General features: G+C 40.4%; 1 protein-coding gene. It reads right to left on the bottom strand.

From position 1 onward, the window contains the following. Positions 1–99 precede the first annotated feature (99 nt). Entirely contained in the window at positions 100–834 is a 735-nt protein-coding gene (locus HC733_RS22400; protein WP_190367181.1) for a sulfatase-like hydrolase/transferase, read from the bottom strand. Positions 835–904 lie beyond the last annotated feature (70 nt).

Raw genomic sequence — 904 nt, 5'->3', positions numbered from 1 at the left:
ACGAAAATTGCGTCTAAGTTATTCATGCCCTTGTCCTTGGTAATCTTATGTTTCTTGGTCGAAAGATCTGATCACCACAAGGGCTTTTAGTTCATTTTCTTATGCGCAGCTCAGGTTAGGTAACAAGTCTACATGTGAAGTCGTAACATCTAATTGATGATTTGGCTTTTTGAACACATTCGGGTTTGAGATGATGAAAGGCACATTTAGTACTTCTTGGTATGCTGTGTACCATTTTTGATGCAAGCCACCATGTGAACCAAGCAACTCGCCGTGATCAGAAGTGAAAACCACAATGGTGTTTTCAAACAATGAAGTTTGTTTGAGCGTTTCATACACAGTGGTAACGTGCTTATTAACTTCTGCCATTAAGTAGTAGTAGAACTGGCGATAGTCTTCTGAAGGTGCTTGTGGCAAATACATTCTTGGATAGGTATATAGGTAATCTTTTTGACAGCGAGGCTTACTTGCAAGGCTTTCAGCTTGGCTAGGTGCGGGACTAACCTTAGGTAATAATCCGGCCTCTTTTTGCTGATAAAAATCTGCAAACCAATCTTTTTGTCGAGGCAGTACAATATCATGCGGGTTTACAAAAGAAGATACCAGCAAAAATGGTTGTTCTTCACCTTGCTTCGATGCCTCATCAAGCATCATTAAGGTTTCACATACTTGTCGTGCAAAACCTGGATCGCGTACCGTGCCGCAGTTATTTTCTGCCGAGCCATGGGGCTCTGGTCCGATCCAATGGTTAAAGCCAAACTTATCTAACTTATTTGCTTTACTATATAGTCGATTCTGAAAAACTCGGTTTTTCAAAAAACTGAGGTTGTTCAATTTGGATTGCTATCTTTAGATTCGGTTAACCATCTAACGTTATTGTTGTTGATTTTCACGTGCCAATGGC

Origin of the sequence: Pseudoalteromonas sp. S16_S37 (assembly GCF_014694405.1) — a bacterium.
Taxonomy (GTDB): Bacteria; Pseudomonadota; Gammaproteobacteria; order Enterobacterales; family Alteromonadaceae; genus Pseudoalteromonas.
This window is presented reverse-complemented; position numbering and strand designations above follow the sequence as displayed.